General features: G+C 46.1%; 16 protein-coding genes. 7 read left to right on the top strand and 9 right to left on the bottom strand.

All coding sequences use genetic code 11. The annotated features are described in order from the left end of the window. Window positions 1-48 precede the first annotated feature (48 nt). Window positions 49-282: a hypothetical protein gene (locus JNUCC21_RS10070; RefSeq protein WP_012117743.1), complete on the top strand. Its 234-nt coding sequence runs from the start codon at window positions 49-51 to the stop codon at window positions 280-282. Here the strand turns inward: JNUCC21_RS10070 and JNUCC21_RS10075 are convergent. Further along, complete coding sequence (locus JNUCC21_RS10075) at window positions 269-751, bottom strand: Hsp20/alpha crystallin family protein (protein ID WP_025284853.1); 483 nt, start codon at window positions 749-751, stop codon at window positions 269-271. The two genes, JNUCC21_RS10070 and JNUCC21_RS10075, sit on opposite strands and share 14 nt — an antisense overlap. Before the next feature lie 70 nt (window positions 752-821). Here JNUCC21_RS10075 and JNUCC21_RS10080 point away from each other — a divergent pair, with 70 nt between their 5' ends. Further along, a complete protein-coding gene (locus JNUCC21_RS10080) occupies window positions 822-1,094 on the top strand; it encodes a hypothetical protein (protein ID WP_003153786.1) in 273 nt (90 codons plus the stop codon). Next, a complete protein-coding gene (locus JNUCC21_RS10085) occupies window positions 1,091-1,324 on the top strand; it encodes a hypothetical protein (protein WP_003153785.1) in 234 nt (77 codons plus the stop codon). Before JNUCC21_RS10080 ends, JNUCC21_RS10085 begins: the two co-directional genes overlap by 4 nt. 44 nt (window positions 1,325-1,368) lie before the next feature. Here JNUCC21_RS10085 and JNUCC21_RS10090 read toward each other — a convergent pair whose 3' ends face one another. The 3 genes from JNUCC21_RS10090 to JNUCC21_RS10100 all read right to left on the bottom strand — a co-directional run bounded on the left by JNUCC21_RS10090 (window position 1,369) and on the right by JNUCC21_RS10100 (window position 2,416). After that, complete coding sequence (locus tag JNUCC21_RS10090) at window positions 1,369-1,713, bottom strand: PH domain-containing protein (protein WP_003153783.1); 345 nt, start codon at window positions 1,711-1,713, stop codon at window positions 1,369-1,371. A gap of 293 nt (window positions 1,714-2,006) precedes the next feature. After that, entirely contained in the window at window positions 2,007-2,147 is a 141-nt protein-coding gene (locus JNUCC21_RS10095) for a DUF4025 domain-containing protein (RefSeq protein WP_003153781.1), read from the bottom strand. Between the two features lie 65 nt (window positions 2,148-2,212). After that, the gene (locus JNUCC21_RS10100) at window positions 2,213-2,416 is read right to left on the bottom strand and encodes a DUF6501 family protein (protein ID WP_007407979.1); all 204 of its coding nucleotides are present in this window, start codon (window positions 2,414-2,416) and stop codon (window positions 2,213-2,215) included. Window positions 2,417-2,599: 183 nt separating this feature from the next. Between JNUCC21_RS10100 and JNUCC21_RS10105 the strand changes: the two genes are divergently transcribed. The 3 genes from JNUCC21_RS10105 to JNUCC21_RS10115 all read left to right on the top strand — a co-directional run bounded on the left by JNUCC21_RS10105 (window position 2,600) and on the right by JNUCC21_RS10115 (window position 6,909). Continuing rightward, window positions 2,600-4,087: an aldehyde dehydrogenase family protein gene (locus tag JNUCC21_RS10105; protein WP_025284854.1), complete on the top strand. Its 1,488-nt coding sequence runs from the start codon at window positions 2,600-2,602 to the stop codon at window positions 4,085-4,087. Between the two features lie 96 nt (window positions 4,088-4,183). Beyond that, on the top strand, window positions 4,184-6,067 hold the full coding sequence (locus JNUCC21_RS10110) for a prenyltransferase/squalene oxidase repeat-containing protein (protein ID WP_369878802.1): 1,884 nt from the start codon (window positions 4,184-4,186) through the stop codon (window positions 6,065-6,067). Then, entirely contained in the window at window positions 6,064-6,909 is an 846-nt protein-coding gene (locus JNUCC21_RS10115) for a superoxide dismutase (protein WP_007611962.1), read from the top strand. Before JNUCC21_RS10110 ends, JNUCC21_RS10115 begins: the two co-directional genes overlap by 4 nt. 39 nt (window positions 6,910-6,948) lie before the next feature. Here the strand turns inward: JNUCC21_RS10115 and JNUCC21_RS10120 are convergent, their stop codons facing one another. After that, window positions 6,949-8,286: a sodium-dependent transporter gene (locus tag JNUCC21_RS10120; RefSeq protein WP_007407975.1), complete on the bottom strand. Its 1,338-nt coding sequence runs from the start codon at window positions 8,284-8,286 to the stop codon at window positions 6,949-6,951. A 203-nt stretch (window positions 8,287-8,489) separates the two neighbouring features. On the opposite strand from JNUCC21_RS10120, the gene JNUCC21_RS10125 reads away from it, so the two are divergent. Beyond that, the gene (locus tag JNUCC21_RS10125; protein ID WP_032873418.1) at window positions 8,490-9,461 is read left to right on the top strand and encodes a bile acid:sodium symporter family transporter; all 972 of its coding nucleotides are present in this window, start codon (window positions 8,490-8,492) and stop codon (window positions 9,459-9,461) included. A gap of 32 nt (window positions 9,462-9,493) precedes the next feature. On the opposite strand, the gene JNUCC21_RS10130 is transcribed toward JNUCC21_RS10125, so the two are convergent. The 4 genes from JNUCC21_RS10130 to JNUCC21_RS10145 form a co-directional block, all read right to left on the bottom strand. Then, window positions 9,494-10,240 carry an MBL fold metallo-hydrolase gene (locus tag JNUCC21_RS10130; protein ID WP_369878089.1) on the bottom strand — a complete coding sequence of 249 codons (747 nt, stop codon included), beginning with the start codon at window positions 10,238-10,240 and terminating at the stop codon, window positions 9,494-9,496. A 73-nt stretch (window positions 10,241-10,313) separates the two neighbouring features. Beyond that, window positions 10,314-11,561 (bottom strand): 2-oxoglutarate dehydrogenase complex dihydrolipoyllysine-residue succinyltransferase, encoded by a 1,248-nt coding sequence (odhB, locus tag JNUCC21_RS10135; protein ID WP_003153764.1) that lies wholly within the window; start codon window positions 11,559-11,561, stop codon window positions 10,314-10,316. A gap of 15 nt (window positions 11,562-11,576) precedes the next feature. Beyond that, the gene (gene sucA, locus JNUCC21_RS10140) at window positions 11,577-14,411 is read right to left on the bottom strand and encodes a 2-oxoglutarate dehydrogenase E1 component (protein ID WP_369878091.1); all 2,835 of its coding nucleotides are present in this window, start codon (window positions 14,409-14,411) and stop codon (window positions 11,577-11,579) included. Window positions 14,412-14,638: 227 nt separating this feature from the next. Next, complete coding sequence (locus JNUCC21_RS10145) at window positions 14,639-16,555, bottom strand: VWA domain-containing protein (RefSeq protein ID WP_342795230.1); 1,917 nt, start codon at window positions 16,553-16,555, stop codon at window positions 14,639-14,641. Between the last annotated feature and the right edge of the window lie 5 nt (window positions 16,556-16,560).

Genomic DNA, 16,560 nt, shown 5'->3' on the forward strand with positions numbered 1-16,560 from the left:
TCCCGCATTGCGAATATATAAACATGATATACAAAAAGGAGGCGAATCATGATGTTTTTTCCATCCGTTATCAATTTTGAGTATATAAAAATGAACGGAATAAGCGGCGGAGCAACTTTTAACACCGGCTCTTCCGTTATGGTGAGAAACACAGCAGCCAATAAAAGAAATGAAGGGTACGGTGAACAAAACGGTGATTGCACCGTTGTCGTCATCCCTATCATGAGTATCGATGATTCAGATCTGATAGATGGCACAGCAAACAAGATCAGCCTTCGATAATGATCTGGCTTGCATCCCCCAGATGTTTAGCAATCGATATATATAAAATCCCGTCTTTGAATACCGCCTGCATTCCCTTCGTTCCCTGAGCGGAATGCGGAAGGTCGAGTTTTTTTTCAAAATCGCCGTATTTTCCGGTCTTCTGTTTAAAATCCTGTTCATTGAAAAAGGATTTTCTCGTGCCTTTTACGACGATATATTCTCCGTAGGACAGCAGCTGAACATCTTGTTTCCGGTAGCCGGGCAGATACAGTAAAAATTGGAGCTCATCATGGGTTTCCACAATATCTATAAGAGGAAAAGCATCCTCATTTCTTTTCATTTGCCCATCTCCCTGTTGAAAGGGAAAATGAGAATGGCCGTTTTGAAATGATTTCAGTTGTTCATCATCAAAAACGTTTTTCCAAAAGTCGCCGCCGGACATGTTTTGCGCCATTTCCATCCATTGCTTCATCTTATCGAAATCCATTTTTATCGCCCCCTGTCTAAGCATACGGTCATAACAGCCGGCATACACCTGTATTAAAGGAGGTTTGCCTGTGGTTCAACCAACTCCATATATCAATATTAATATTTTCATGTTGAAAATTAATTCCTTTGAAAATGCTTCAGCGGTGAATGTCGGACAAAATTTACTGGCGGAATGGCAGAATTCTGATAAAAAGAATCAGGGATACGGACAGAACTTCGGAGATGCAAGCGGCTTCATCGGCACGAACGGCAAAGTGGATGATCGGGATCAAATTGATTCTCCATCTACCTTTGAGTCTGCATGCGATAAAATCCCTGCCGGAAAAGGAGGCCCATTATGATGTTTTCGCCGGTTTTGGTAAATGTAGGAGGCTTTAAAGTAAATGCAGTCGACCGGGGTTCTTCCATTACGATCGGCCCGTATCAGCAAATCGATTATTTTTTATCCAATAAGATCAACTACGGATTCGGTGAAGAAAATGGTGATTTGGCGCCGATTTATATCCCCATCAGTTCTATTGCTGATCCGGATCTCATTGATTCGAACTCCGGAAAAACAAGCATTATATAATAAAAAGGCCATCCGCATGCATTCGGATGGCTTTTATGTGATATTTAACTGCATAAGTATTTTGTTAAGATGGCTTGAACCTCAGTCAAGTCCGTTTCTTTTGCAAATTCCAATTCGAAAGTTTTTCCCCTTGTCATTAATACAAGCCCGGTATCTGGATCAAACATCCCCGCTTCTTGAATGGCGAAGCTTTCAATTGTTTTATATGGAAGAAATACGCGCACTTTCTTTTTGGAGAACATTTTATTATCAAAGAAAATCACTCGTTTATTCGTAAAGCATATTTGGTCAACCCGCAGTTTATAAATCGTTTCGATCCGTTCTCCCTCAACGAGCAAAGCCTCCAGCTTTTTTGTGTCGGTTGATCTGCTGACAGAAAAAATTCCCAATGAAGAACCCCACTTTCTGCTTCTATACTATTGTTTTATTACAATCATAAAAAAATAAGTTCTTTATCCCTATATAAGAATACGACATAGACGGCATTTAAACCATTACGAACAGATTACATTTTTAGAACGTTCATCAAAAAAGCCCTTCGCGAAAGGTGCCGCTGTTATGAAGTAGTACGGTTCAGCGAAAGAAAAGGTTTCAAGAAAACGGTATTTTTTTCGAAAAGTCAGTTTTTTATTTTCGCCATAAAAAACCGCGGCTTTTCCAATGCCGCGGTTTCAACAAAACATCAACGATCCGTATCTTCAATTGTTCCTTCTTTATATGTATCTGAAATTTGTTCCATCGTCGTGTCGGTGCCTTCTTCAGGTTGCACTTGCTGGAGCTGATCTGATGTTTTATTTTGTTTGTCTTGCTCTGTTTTTTTCATTTTGCAGCCACCTTTTATATGTAGTCTTTTTTAGTATGGCTCAGGCAAAATGAATTCATTCAGCTTTAAACTTCTTCAAAATACTCTTTGTAGAAGCCTCCGACTTTGTTTGTATTGTCTACAACAAAAATGAATTCTTCTGTTTCATTTTTGACTTCATACTCTTTACCCGGCGTCAGCACATTTTTGACAATGTATTTTTTCGCATCTGTATGTACGCATTTGACCTTTTTGACGCTTTCTTTTGTCTGCCAATTATTATGAATCATTTATAAAACTCCTTTTCTTAATCGATAAGCTTATTGTAGCCGTTTTTTCTTGTGAATTGCAATAACGGTTATCAATTGATTTTACCGGGGCTGTTATTATAGAATGACTGTATGCGCTTACTTTGCGCGGACATCAAGATGCTCAAAACAGACCATAAAAAAATTTCGGGAGGTTTGTTACGAATGAGTTCTTTAACGATGCAGATCACAAAAAGGCTGGAAACATTTTTACAGGGCACGAAGAAACTTTATATTGACGGAAAATTTGTTCCGAGCGCTTCAGGATCAACATTTGTCACACCGAATCCGGCAACCGGGGAAACGCTGATGACGCTTTACGAGGCACAGACAGAAGACATTGACAGTGCAGTGAAAGCGGCACGCAAAGCCTTTGATCACGGCGAATGGCGCACTATGCCGGCCGCTTCCAGAAGCAGGCTGATGTATAAGCTTGCCGATTTAATGGAAGAGCACAAAACGGAACTCGCGCAGCTTGAAACACTTGATAACGGAAAACCGATTAATGAAACGACAAATGGGGATATCCCGCTCGCAATTGAGCATATGCGTTATTATGCCGGGTGGTCTACAAAGATAACCGGACAAACGATTCCGGTCGCCGGCTCATATTTTAATTACACCCGCCATGAGCCTGTCGGCGTCGTGGGGCAGATCATCCCTTGGAACTTCCCGCTCCTTATGGCGATGTGGAAAATGGGCGCCGCCCTTGCCACAGGCTGCACAATCGTTTTGAAACCGGCGGAACAGACACCGCTGACCGCCCTCTATTTAGCGGAATTAATAGATCAGGCGGGCTTTCCTGACGGCGTCATCAATATTGTCCCAGGGTTCGGCGAGACGGCCGGGGAAGCGCTGACCAACCATGACGATGTCGATAAACTCGCTTTTACCGGCTCTACAGAAATCGGCAAAAAAATCATGGAAAAAGCCGCAAAAAAAATTAAACGCGTGACACTCGAGCTTGGCGGAAAGTCACCTAACATCATTTTGCCTGATGCCAATTTGAAGAAAGCCATTCCCGGCGCTTTAAACGGGGTCATGTTTAATCAGGGGCAGGTATGCTGCGCAGGCTCCCGTGTCTTCATTCACAAAGACAAATATGATGAGGTCGTCAGCGAAATGGTTTCATATGCGAAATCGCTTCAGCAAGGCGCCGGCCTTCACCAAGATACACAAATCGGCCCGCTCGTCAGTCAGGAACAGCATGAGCGCGTGCTTTCATATATTGAAAAAGGAAAAGCGGAAGGAGCCAAAGCTGTCGCGGGCGGCAGCTGCCCGTTTGAAGAAGGGTATTTTGTCTCCCCGACTGTATTTGCGGATGTGGATGACAGCATGACCATCGCAAAAGAAGAAATTTTCGGCCCTGTTTTAGCCGCCATTCCGTATGATACGGTAGATGAAGTCATTGAGAGGGCGAACCGCTCGGAATACGGCCTTGCAGCCGGACTTTGGACTGAGAATGTGAAAAACGCCCATTACATTGCTGACCGTCTCCAAGCCGGCACCATTTGGGTCAACTGCTACAATGTTTTCGATGCGGCATCTCCTTTCGGCGGCTATAAGCAGTCCGGCCTCGGGCGGGAAATGGGCTCTTACGCGCTGAATAATTATACAGAAGTGAAAAGCGTCTGGATCAATCTGGAAGATTAAATCAAACAAGAAACTGCTGCCTGTCAGCAGTTTCTTTCTTTTGTCATGCCGCCTTTTACATATGAATATATATGCTTCTGAAGGAGTTGAGCGAGTGTGAGCACAATTCATGAAAACGTCAGAAGCCGCCAAAAGAAAACCATCTCTCTATTAAGAGAAACGCAAAATGCGGACGGCTCATGGTCATTTTGTTTTGAAGGACCGATTTTGACAAACGCCTTTCTGATCCTCCTTCTCACTTCTCTTGGAGACAATGATAAAGAACTGATCGCTGAGCTTGCAGAAGGCATTCGCGCTAAACAGCGCCCGGACGGAACTTTTGCCAACTATCCTGATGACCGGAAAGGAAATGTGACCGCCACTGTACAGGGCTATGCCGGCTTGCTGGCTTCCGGTTTATATAGCCGTTCTGAGGCGCATATGATTCAGGCCGAACGCTTTATCATCTCAAATGGCGGCTTGCGCAACGTACACTTCATGACAAAGTGGATGCTTGCGGCAAACGGCCTTTATCCATGGCCCGCGCTGCATCTGCCATTATCTTTCTTAGTCATTCCCCCATCCTTCCCGCTGCATTTTTACCAGTTCAGTACATACGCCCGTATTCATTTTGTACCGATGGCCGTGACGCTTAACAAAAGATTTTCGCTGAAAAATCCCAACGTTCCGTCTCTCGCGCATTTAGATCGGCATATGACTAAAAATCCGTTTACATGGCTTCGTTCCGATCAGGATGAGAACAGAGACCTCTCTTCTCTTTTCGCGCACTGGAAGCGGCTTTTGCAGATTCCTGCCGCTTTTCACCAGCTCGGTTTGCGTACGGCCAAAACGTATATGCTTGACCGGATTGAAGAAGACGGCACATTATACAGCTATGCGAGCACCACTATTTTTATGGTGTACGGCCTGCTCGCTCTCGGTGTATCGCGCCACTCCCCCGTTATCAGAAAAGCGCTTGCCGGCACGAAAGCTTTGCTCACGTCTTGCGGCGATATACCGTACCTGGAAAATTCAACGTCGACCGTTTGGGATACGGCGCTTCTCAACTATGCGCTTATGAAAAGCGGCATCTCAGATAACGATCAGATGATAACCAGCGCCGCCCGGTTTCTGCGTGAACGGCAGCAGACGAAAGTCGCTGATTGGGCCGTTCACAACCCGCATGCTGAACCGGGAGGATGGGGTTTTTCAAACATCAATACAAATAATCCCGATTGTGATGACACAGCCGCAGTGCTCAAAGCCATTCCGCGAAAACTTTATCCCGCCTCATGGGAACGCGGACTGAGCTGGCTTTTGTCCATGCAAAACAGTGACGGCGGCTTCTCTGCTTTCGAGAAAAATGTCAATCATCCGCTGGTCCGCCTGCTGCCGCTGGAATCGGCTGAGGAAGCTGCCATCGATCCCTCAACAAGCGACTTAACCGGACGGGTGCTGCACTGTTTAGGAGAAGCGGGGCTTTCTTCTGATCACCCTCAGATTGAAAAGGCCGTCCAATGGCTGATCCGCCATCAAGAAGAGGACGGATCGTGGTACGGCAGATGGGGTGTCTGCTATATTTACGGCACATGGGCAGCGCTGACAGGAATGAAGGCTTGCGGCGTGAGCCAAAACCACCCGGCCGTGAAAAAAGCGATCCGCTGGCTGAAGTCCATTCAAAACGAGGACGGAAGCTGGGGGGAATCCTGTAAAAGCGCAGAAGAGAAAACCTATGTTCCGCTTTCTTACGGGACGCTTGTCCAGACGGCTTGGGCGGCCGAAGCTTTGCTGCAATACGAAAAAACTCATCATCAAGCCGTCACAAAAGGCATATCTTTTCTTATTGAAAACAGGCATTACGAAGGCGCCGCTTTCAGCTATCCGACCGGAATCGGCCTGCCGAAACAGTTTTACATCAGGTATCACAGCTACCCGTATGTGTTTTCTTTGCTTGCGCTCAGCACTTTTATGAAAATGAGTGAAAAGGAGGAAGAAAAATGAAACGGCACGCTTATCAAACCGAGATGCTGAATTGGTGTGAAACCTTGAAGGAACAAGTTATTCAGCAAGGTCGGTTCGATCGCTTCGCGGCACAAATCGACCGGATTTTTCACACCCTTCAGGATGATGGATTAACGGAGGCGGAATGGTACGAACAGGCATCAGCACTTTACCGGGACATTACTGAACCCGAAGAGCCGGATGAGCGCAGAGCTTATGTGCCGATCGGCAAGCATGTCCTCCCTAAACTGCCTTACAGTTATTCCGCACTGGAACCGTATATTTCAAGAGAGATTATGAAACTTCACCATACAAAACACCATCAGAGCTATGTTGACGGTCTGAATAAAGCAGAACTGGAGCTCAAAAAAGCGAGACAGACGAAACAGTACGACTTAGTGGCACATTGGGAGCGGCAATTGGCGTTTCACGGCGCGGGCCATTATTTGCACAGTATTTTCTGGTTTTCGATGAATCCAAACGGAAAAAGACGGCCGACGGGGGCGCTCTTTCAAATGATTGATGTGTCATTCGGAAGCTACTCCGCTTTTAAAGAGCAATTTTCTCAAGCGGCGAAAAAAGTCGAAGGAGTCGGCTGGGCTATCCTAGTCTGGGCGCCGCGCGCCGGGCGGCTGGAGATTTTGGCCGCTGAGAAGCATCAGCTCTACAGCCAGTGGGACGTCATTCCTTTGCTTCCGCTGGATGTGTGGGAACACGCTTATTACTTACAATATAAAAACGACCGAGCGGCTTACGTGGATCAATGGTGGAATGTCGTTGATTGGCGGGAGGCGGAGAAACGGTTCGAGCAAGCGCACCGCGTGATATGGCCGCTTTATTAAAAAAGCCCCCGTCTTGAACGGGGGCCTGCTTCTTTTGGTTTAAAAAATACCAAGGACGTGCAGAAAAACGATAATAATGGCTACAGGAGCCACATAACGGATTAATAGGAGCCAGACTGCAAACCATTTTCGTTTTATACCGGAACCGCTTTTCAGTTCGTCAAACAGCATCTGTTTCGGGATTTTCAACGGTACGAAAACGGCAATTAAAAGCGCGCCCAGCGGCATTAAGACATTGCTGACCAGAAAATCCGCAGCGTCAAAAATACTGCGGTGAAAAATAGAAACATCACTCAAAATTCCGTACGACAGCGCCGAAGGGACCCCGACAATAAATATAGCAAGTCCCCCGATCCATGCATAACGCTTCCGTTTTGCCGAATCGCCTTTTGACAAAACAGCAACTAAAATTTCAAGCATTGAAAAAGCCGATGTCAGCGTCGCAAATAAAAACAGCAGCAAAAAGGCGAGCAAAAACACGATGCCCAACGGCATTTGGTTAAAGACGGTCGGCAGCACGTTAAATAAAAGCTGCGGGCCTTGATCCGGCTTGAGGCCGAATGCAAACACCGCCGGAAAAATCGCCACTCCCGCCATCACAGCAACAAGTACATTTAATACCGTCACCGATACGGCGGATTGAACAATATTTTCTTCTTTTTCTAAATATGCACTGTATGTAACCATTACGGACACTCCGACGCTTAACGAGAAAAATGATTGTCCCATCGCATATAAAATGGTATTGGCATCCATCGCGCCAAAATCAGGCATAAAAAAGAATTTTAATCCTTTTGCTGCATCATGCAGCGTAACGGAGCGGATCATTAAAAGAATAAACAGAATAAACAGGGCCGGCATCAGCACCTGGCTTACCTTTTCAATTCCGCTGCTCACCCCTTTTGCCACAACTAAAATCGTCAGCACGATAAACAGCAGCTGGCCGAAAACGGCTGCATAAGGATTTGAAATGGTATCGATAAATAACGTATCAAATCCCGAAGAAAGCGATAAGCCGCCTGTAAAGCCTTTTATAATGTAGATTAATATCCATCCCCCCACTACGCTGTAGAAGGATAATAGAATAAAACACGTAATGATTCCGAGATATCCGATCCAGTGCCACTTTTTCCCCGGCGCGAGCGCCTTATAGGATTCAACGGCGTTTTTTTGTGTTTTTCTGCCGATAATAAATTCAGCAAGTAAAAGCGGCAGTCCGATTAAAACAGTAAATAAAATAAAAACAAGCAGAAAAGCGCCGCCTCCGCTGGTTCCCGCTACGTAAGGGAACTTCCATATTGCGCCGAGCCCGATTGCAGAGCCGGCCGTAGCTAAAATAAATCCCAGCTTAGATGACCATTGATTAGCTTCTTTCACTTCAGCACTCCCAATTCATTTCAGTATAAAAATCAATTGTAAGAATATATGTCTGAATAGTCAAGAAGATGTTAGTTTACATAATAATTTTATCGAAAACTTATATTTAATATTGAATTATTCAGAAAATTATTTATAATGGAATACAGAAAAGTCAGTCATATTTTCTGACTGCTTGATTGAATGTAAAAGGAGCTGTGTTTATGGAATGGCTGAAAAAAATAAGCGGGTTTGCGGGCCAAACCTTTGGCTTGTGGGTTATCGTCTTTGCCGGTTTAGGATTCGCCTGCCCTGATTTGTTTTCTTGGATCAGTTCTTATATGACGATTTTCCTTGGTATTATTATGTTTGGGATGGGGCTTACTCTTCAAGCAGACGATTTTAAAGAATTAATCAGAAAGCCTTGGCATGTCGTGATCGGAGTCGCTTGCCAGTTTACGATTATGCCGCTTACGGCTTTCTGTTTATCAATCGGGCTCCGCCTCCCCGCAGAAATCGCCGCGGGCGTCATTCTGGTCGGATGCTGTCCGGGCGGTACGGCATCAAACGTCATGACGTTTTTGGCGAAAGGCAATACTGCGCTTTCTGTTGCGGTCACCACGATCTCAACATTGCTTGCTCCTATTGTAACGCCGGCACTTATTATGCTGTTTGCGAAAGAGTGGCTCCCCGTTTCTTTCGGTTCACTGTTTGTTTCCATAATGCAAGCCGTGCTTTTGCCGATCGTCCTCGGGGTGATTGTGAAGCTGTTCTTCAAAAAACAGGTCGGACAAGCCGTGCACGCGCTTCCTCTCGTGTCGGTAATCGGCATCGTAGCGATTGTATCCTCTGTCGTCAGCGTAAATCGTGAGCATCTGCTTCAATCAGGACTGCTGATTGTGTCTGTCGTCATCTTACATAACGGAATCGGATATTTGTTAGGATTCCTGACTGCAAAGCTGTTCAAAATGGATTATGCTTCACAAAAAGCGATTGCGATCGAAGTCGGAATGCAAAACTCCGGACTGGGTGCAGCGCTTGCGACAGCGCATTTCTCCCCTTTGTCAGCCGTGCCGAGCGCAATTTTCAGCATATGGCACAATCTGTCGGGGTCTGTTCTTGCCACCTACTGGTCTAAGAAAAAAGAGAAAAACAGCACCGAAGAAGAAGAAACGGCAAAGATTCCGTTTTCATAACTGAACAAGGATAGGAAAGGCTGCTGCCGCTCCTATCCTTGTTTATTCTGCAGATCACGAAACAGACGCAAAAGCGCTTTTTTTACATCCCCCTGAAATAAACCTCCATGATAACAAATCAATTGACGGATATCGTAATCGAGCAGCCGCTGCACAGAACGGACCGCATCATCCATATGTAACGTATAGCCGGAATTAGCAAGGTTCAGCTTTCCGTCTTCAATGACGACTGCATCACCTGTGACCATTGTTTTTTCGGCAGGCAGATAAAGACTGATATGGCCGGGTGTATGACCCGGCGTGGCTACAACGCGAATGCCTCCGCACCAAGGCAGCAGCTCGCCGTCAGTAACTGTCCGGTGAACTGGAGCCGATTCGACTGATTGAAGCGAGCGGATGAACTGTTTTGCATAAGGCTTTGCATCCTCCGGCAATGAACAAAACGTTGATTCAGCCTGCTCAAGCCGTAAAGATTTTTTAGAGCCGTCAATATACGGCGCTTCACGCTCATGTACTGTCACGCTGACATCCGGATACAAACGGTATAATGCAGCGAGTGAGCCGATATGGTCTATGTCGTGATGCGTTACAATGATTTTTGTCAATGAATGAAGCGACATTCCATGCCGGGCAGCAGCATGTTGAAGATGGTTTGTAAAACCGGGATATCCGCAGTCTATTAATATCGTGTCATGTTCGTCTTGCAGAAGAACCGGAGTGATAGAATGCAATTCTTCATTATATTCAAATTCGATCTCAAGCGGATAACAGCTTTTCATATACATTCTCCCCTTCTCTCAATAAAAAAAGTACACTGCTTGTAAGGGCAGTGTACTTTTTGTCTGTCTCAAATTATCCTTCCAGCAACAGCTGTTCCGGATCTTCAAGCAGGTTTTTAATGGTGACAAGGAATCCGACCGCTTCTTTACCATCTACGATTCTGTGATCGTATGATAAAGCGATGTACATCATCGGACGGTTTTCAGAGCGCTCCGCATCAATCGCTACTGGACGCAGCTGAATTTTGTGCATACCTAAGATCCCAACCTGAGGGCTGTTTAGGATCGGTGTGGACATAAGCGATCCGAATGTACCTCCGTTTGTGATCGTGAAGGAGCCTCCTTGCAGCTCACCTAATGTTAATTTATTGTTTCGCGCTTTTTTCGCAAGTTCGCCGATCTCTCTTTCAATGCCGGCAAACGTCAGGCGGTCAGCGTCACGCACGACTGGGACGACAAGCCCTTCTTCAGCCGCGACAGCGATACCGATGTCATAGAATTTTTTCACGATCAGCTCATCGCCTTGAATTTCAGCGTTAAGGAGCGGGAATTTTTTCAATGCAGCGACGACGGCTTTTGTAAAGAACGACATGAAACCGAGTTTTACATCGTTTTGCTCAAGGAATTGGTCTTTGCGGCGTTTTCTTAGATTCATAACGGCCGTCATGTCAACTTCGTTAAATGTAGTCAGCATCGCAGAAGTCTGCTGCACTTCAACCAATCGTTTCGCGATCGTCTGTCTGCGGCGGGACATTTTTTGCACTTCGACAGGTTTGTCAAAGCTTTGCTGTGTTTTTTGAGCCTGCTGTTTCGGCTGTGCCGCAGGTTTTGAAGCCGGTTTTTCATAAGCTTCCACATCTTGTTTGCGCACGCGGCCGAGCGGGTCTCCCGTCGGAATTTGTGATAGATCAATTCCTTTTTCCCTTGCCAGCTTGCGTGCAGCCGGAGACGCTACCGTTCTGGATTTCGCTTCTGATTGTGCTTCCTGGCTGACTTCTTGTGCAGCAGGTTCAGCTTTTGCTTCCTCTTTCGTTTGTTCATTGGCTGGAGCACTTTCTGAAGGGGCGGGTGCAGAACTTTCGCCAGCGCCTTCTGTAATGGTACCGATAATTTCTCCTACTTGGACGGTATCACCCGAATCTTTCAATACCTCTTTTAGAACACCCGATTCTTCTGCTGTCAATTCAACATTTACTTTGTCCGTCTCCAGTTCAAGCAAGTACTCACCCTGTTCTACATAATCACCGGGCTGCTTTAACCATTGGGCTATCGTTCCTTCTGAGATTGATTCTGCTAATTCAGGTACCTTAATTTCCGCCATTTTTTCATTTCCCCCTTAGTTTTTGCGAGTCAAGCTATCAGATACAATGCGTTCCTGTTCTTTTTTGTGGACTGTCGGATCTCCTTCTGCGGGACTGGATCGTCTTCTTCGGCCGATGTATTGGACATTTACTCCTTTTGGCGCGATTTCCGTCAGATACGGGCTGATATAACTCCATGCCCCCATATTCTGCGGCTCTTCCTGAACCCAAACGATCTCTTGCAGGTTCGGCAGTTTGGCGAAAAGCTCCTTCGTATCTTTTGCCGGGAACGGATACAGCTGTTCGATTCTGGCAATATGAAGCCAATCCTTATCGCCTTCCATTTTGTTGAAGTGATCGCTGATATCAATTGACACTTTTCCGCTTGATAATACGACGCGAGTCACTTTTTCGTAAGCATGGGAAAGACCGGACTGCTCATAGACAGGCTTGAATCGGCTTTCGCTCAGTTCCTGCACTTCAGATACCGTATTCGGGTTGCGCAGCAGGCTCTTCGGCGTCATGATCACAAGCGGGCGGATTTCCTCACGAAGCAACATTTTCGCTTGTCTTCTTAAAATATGGAAATACTGAGCCGCACTTGTCAGGTTGGCCACCGTCCAGTTGTTTTCCGCCGCCAGCTGCAGGAACCGCTCGACGCGGCCGCTGGAGTGTTCAGGGCCCTGCCCTTCGTAACCGTGAGGCAGCAGCATGACCAGTCCTGATTTTTGTCCCCATTTTGCCCGTCCTGCAGATATGAATTGATCAAAATAGACTTGAGCCGCATTAGCAAAGTCCCCGTACTGCGCCTCCCACATCACAAGCGTTTCAGGCGAATACACGTTGTATCCATATTCAAAGCCGAGAACAGATCCTTCAGAGAGCGGGCTGTTATGCACCGTAAATGAAGCAGCGCAGTCGTCTAAGTGATGGAGGGCAACAAATTCTTCTCCTGTTTCGCTGTCATGCAGCACAAGGTTTCTTTGAGCGAACGTTCCGCGCTCTGAATCCTGTCCGGTCAGCCGGATCGGCGTGCCGTCTTTCAAAATGGAAGCAAACGCAAGCGATTCAGCCAATGACCATTCAACTTTACGGTCATCATCAAACGCTTTTGCACGTCTTTCCAGGATTCTTTTCAGCTTGCCGAACACGTTAAAAGATTCCGGCCAGTTGAGAAGTTCGCCGTTCAGCTTGCGGAGAACATCAAAATCAATGGCTGTGTCAACGTCTGGAAAACCGTTGGACACCGGTTCCGGCAATTCAATTTCCCGTACGGCGTCTTCTTTTTTGGCGGGCACCTTTTTATAGGCGTCTTCAATTCGTTTTGTCACTGCCGTTTCGATGTTTTGCGCTTTTTCCTCGCTGATCAGTCCTTCACTTACGAGTTTTTCCGCAAAGATCCGCTTGACAGTCGGGTGTTTTCTGACGGCTTCATACAGCATCGGCTGTGTCGTTGACGGCTCATCCATTTCATTGTGGCCGTACCGTCTGTACCCGATTAAATCGATTAAGAAATCTTTATTGAACCGCTTCCGGTATTCAACCGCAAATTTAACGGCTGACAGGCATGCTTCCGGATCATCCGCGTTGACGTGAACGATCGGAATTTCATAGCCCTTCGCCAAATCACTGGCATATTTCGTGGATCGTGATTCATCGCTTTCAGTTGTAAAGCCGATCATATTATTGGCGATGATATGAATGGCCCCGCCGACCTGATAGCCTTTCAGAGAGCTTAAGTTCAGCGTCTCGGCGACAATGCCTTCTCCCGGAAACGCTGCGTCACCGTGAATTAAAATGGCGAGCGATTTTGTTTCGTCTTGAACCGGGTACCCCTTTTGCGTTCTTGTTTCCTGTGCCGCCCGCGTGCTTCCTTCAACAATCGGATTGATGAATTCCAAATGGCTCGGGTTGTTTGCAAGCGTAATCCGCGCGCTTTTGGTTTCAGCATCCTGAAGCTGTCTGTCTGCACCGAGGTGGTATTTTACATCGCCCGTCCAGCCGTAGCTGATGCCGGTCGATCCTTCAGACGGCACAAGGTCTTTATTCGGCGCGTGCTGGAATTCTGAGAAAATAATCTCATACGGTTTGCCGAGCACATGCGCAAGCACATTTAAACGGCCTCTGTGCGCCATTCCGATATTGACATTGGTTGTGCCCGCTTTCACAGACTGGGCGATAATGTCGTCAAGAACCGGCACAAGCGCGTCTAATCCCTCAATTGAAAAACGCTTCTGACCGACGAATGTCCGGTGTAAAAATTGTTCAAATCCTTCTACTTCCGTCAGTCTTTCTAAAACGGCTGACAGTTTTTCCGGTGAATTTTTCCGGAACAGTTCTCCGGATTCGACCATTTTTGTAATCCATGCGCGCTCTTCGAAATCATGCACATGGTCAAACTCGAAGGAGATGGTTCTTTTATAGGTATTGCGTAAATGCTGGATGGCTTCTAAGCCGTTTGTTATATTGGCAGGTGCGTCTTTACAGATGACAGACGCGGGTATTGCTTTCATTTCTTCTTCTGTAAGCCCGTACTCGGATAACGGAAAGAGCTCGCTCTTTTTCGGATCCTTTCTGAGCGGATTGACGGAAGCGTTCAGATGGCCATAGGTTCGAATATCTTCTGCAAGTTTAACTGCTGCTGCGATCTTTTGAATCAGATCTGCGGTGACGCGTCCCTGTTCCTTTGTACCCGATGCCTCTTTTATTTGGCTTGGCGGAGCGCCGAGTTCGTCAAACATGTCTTTCAGATCCGGATCAATGCTGTCTGGATCTTCAGCATATTGGTCGTACAGCTCCAGTGCGTAGCCGAGGTTCGGTCCGTAAAAATCTTCCCAATTCATTCTTTGTTTCATATTATTTTGAAACATTTGAATATTACCCCCAACCTAGATAATCAAGTGATCAATTCACTATCTTGAAATAACTTTTGAACGCTGTGCCCAAAATTATGTAATAAAAACGCTTCCAAGGATATTTTACCACTGATTGCGTTTGGATTCTACCTTGATTGTTCACAAAATAGTAAAAAAAACAGATCAATACCGAAAAAATTAAATCATTTTAAAATAAAAAGCGAAAAAGCATAGGAAAAAGCCTATCCTATGCTTTTATGAAGCAGTTTTTTCAAGAGCGGATACAGCACATCGGGCAGCTGATCGACATCCGGAACAAAAATACTGTACTTTCCGTACATATCCTGAATGGTTTTCATCTGTGATTCCTCTATTGCAGTATTGGACAGAAAAACATTTATGACTTCTATCCCTTTTTTTCTCGCTTCGATGACAGCCTCGCTCGTATCGACGATGCCGTTTTGTTCGTATCCGAATGCTGCCGGCTCTCCGTCTGAAAACACGATTAAAAATTTTTGCGCCTCACTCCGCCGCATCAGCTGTTTCGTCATTTGTCTGATGGCGTATCCGTCTCTGTTATCTTCTTCAGGCGCAAGCTGCATGATCAGCGGACCCGCCGCCTGCAGCAGCGACTCTTCAAACGGAATGACGGTATTGAAGAAATTCGGCTGGCTCGTTTCAGTCGCTTCGTTCGTATCCTCCCAAAATCCGACGATCTGGTGCGGTACGGACACTGATTTCAAGGCTTCATGAAAAAGAACGATCCCTCTTTTTGTTTCATCCATTTTGTCGAACATGCTGGCCGAACAATCGACAAGCAATGTAAAAACGGCGTCAATGTCTGAAGACGGGTCCTGCTTTTTAAAGAAAAGGCGCGGGTTCCGCTCCGTAAAATAGCGGATCAGTTTGCGATTCAGCCGGCCTGCGTGAAGGTCGGTCCGCGGGAGCGTCTTTTTGTGCTCAAGTGTTTTTTGTATCATCTGCTTCAGGCGTTTTTGATATGATTCTATCGTTTTTGTCTGTTCTTTATAAGACTGCTCCTCTTCAGGAGACGCTTTATGAGGCGTTTGATAAACCGGGAAGGCAAATTTATTTTCTTTTCCGTCAGCCAGCCCCGCGCCCTCATGTTCATCCTGAATGGATTCAAGCGCTTCCAGTTTGGAGTAATCCTCTCTTTTCGTCTGACGTGCGGAACCTTGAACGGAGCCGAGCGCCTGGTCACCGTCATCGCCTTCTCTGGCCGCGTCTTTCCCAAGATCTGATTTCGCGCCGTGCTCAATATCAAATTGAAGGAAACTTTTTGACGGCGCTTCGGTTTCCCGGTGCCACGTATTCATTTTCTCTTCAAGGATTTCTTCATCTCCGTCGGAAGACTCAGGGAGCGTGAGATCGTCACTTAACGAAGGCGCTTTTTTTACACTTTCGAATAAAGGCTCTTCAGCCGCTTTTTCGTAATCAAGTTCCGGCAGAAAAAAGTACGTGTTCAGCATATCTTTCTCAAGCACTTCATCAAGGCCTTCCATGAGGTCTTCCGTTATTTTTGCGATTTGTTCCGTAGAATCCGCCTCATACACCCGGATGAGCTGACGTTCAATATACGGTATCATCATATCAATATGTTCATGCATGGAAGGAATGCCTTCAAGCGGAGACTCAGCCGTCAGCTTGACAAACATCGCGCAATACAAAGCGTCGGTGAAAATGCTCCGTTCTAAATTCAATGTCAGCTGCGTCGTGAAATATTTCCTGTACATCTCCCTCCGCTTCTGAAAAACACGTTTCGTTCCCGGCCGTTCTTTTTTGATCAGCTCTTCAATTCTGATATCCTCAAGCAGCATAAACAGCTGCTTGGCAAAGCTTTGGCGGGTGAAATGCCGGTGAACGTCATTTAAAAACCCCGCAAATTCCCGAAATGAGCTGCTGCGTGTTCCGACAGCGCGCAAATAGACATCGCTTTTCAGGCCGGCTTCCATATCCCCGGCTGATCGGTCTTTCCAAAAGTGGCTCATGTAAATTTTCTTTTCAAAGGGATTGTAGTAAGACTGCACGCCGTATTCCACTTCAACTTCACTGCTTCTGGTCAGTGTTTTGGCCAGATCAGTCAGCATCATGAACAAAAACGAATCAATCGTGCTGTCATTAAATTTGATAAACTTCATTGTAT

The organism is Bacillus sp. JNUCC-21 (genome assembly GCF_041222765.1).
GTDB classification, from domain to species: domain Bacteria; phylum Bacillota; class Bacilli; order Bacillales; family Bacillaceae; genus Bacillus; species Bacillus velezensis.

Bases quoted from the DNA above. Each gene is read 5' to 3' on its own strand.
- JNUCC21_RS10105 (WP_025284854.1), top strand. From the start codon at position 2,600: ATGAGTTCTTTAACGATGCAGATCACAAAAAGGCTGGAAACATTTTTA.
- odhB (WP_003153764.1), bottom strand. From the start codon at position 11,561: ATGGCGGAAATTAAGGTACCTGAATTAGCAGAATCAATCTCAGAAGGA.
- JNUCC21_RS10145 (WP_342795230.1), bottom strand. From the start codon at position 16,555: ATGAAGTTTATCAAATTTAATGACAGCACGATTGATTCGTTTTTGTTC.
- sucA (WP_369878091.1), bottom strand. From the start codon at position 14,411: ATGTTTCAAAATAATATGAAACAAAGAATGAATTGGGAAGATTTTTAC.
- JNUCC21_RS10095 (WP_003153781.1), bottom strand. From the start codon at position 2,147: ATGAAAAAAACAGAGCAAGACAAACAAAATAAAACATCAGATCAGCTC.
- JNUCC21_RS10130 (WP_369878089.1), bottom strand. From the start codon at position 10,240: ATGAAAAGCTGTTATCCGCTTGAGATCGAATTTGAATATAATGAAGAA.
- JNUCC21_RS10100 (WP_007407979.1), bottom strand. From the start codon at position 2,416: ATGATTCATAATAATTGGCAGACAAAAGAAAGCGTCAAAAAGGTCAAA.
- JNUCC21_RS10075 (WP_025284853.1), bottom strand. From the start codon at position 751: ATGGATTTCGATAAGATGAAGCAATGGATGGAAATGGCGCAAAACATG.
- JNUCC21_RS10085 (WP_003153785.1), top strand. From the start codon at position 1,091: ATGATGTTTTCGCCGGTTTTGGTAAATGTAGGAGGCTTTAAAGTAAAT.
- JNUCC21_RS10070 (WP_012117743.1), top strand. From the start codon at position 49: ATGATGTTTTTTCCATCCGTTATCAATTTTGAGTATATAAAAATGAAC.
- JNUCC21_RS10115 (WP_007611962.1), top strand. From the start codon at position 6,064: ATGAAACGGCACGCTTATCAAACCGAGATGCTGAATTGGTGTGAAACC.
- JNUCC21_RS10125 (WP_032873418.1), top strand. From the start codon at position 8,490: ATGGAATGGCTGAAAAAAATAAGCGGGTTTGCGGGCCAAACCTTTGGC.